Below are 243 nucleotides of genomic sequence, written 5' to 3' on the forward strand. Positions count from 1 at the left end.
AAATCCGCAAACGCCGGCTTTTGCCACCTTCCTTGAACATGAATATGCTGCGGAGGCGCCACATGCCAACGCGCTTTGAACTCACGGCACGCCAGCGCCTCGGCCATGCGCTGTTCCGCTATATGCAGGGCCAACCGGCCGATGCGCTGCGTAATGAACCCGATGCCAATCAGCAGGCGCTGCGCCGCTTTCGCCTGTTACCGCGCGGGCTGCAGGGCAATGAAAGCATGGACACGCAGATTT

The 243-nt window shown here is 60.5% G+C and carries 1 pseudogene; it reads left to right on the plus strand.

The features are described 5' to 3' along the window. Positions 1-62: 62 nt before the first annotated feature. Positions 63-243 (plus strand): annotated as a pseudogene (locus KVT28_RS26325) (hydroxyacid dehydrogenase); the annotation flags it as partial.

The organism is Pantoea sp. GbtcB22, from assembly GCF_019091025.1.
GTDB classification, from domain to species: Bacteria; Pseudomonadota; Gammaproteobacteria; order Enterobacterales; family Enterobacteriaceae; genus Pantoea; species Pantoea leporis.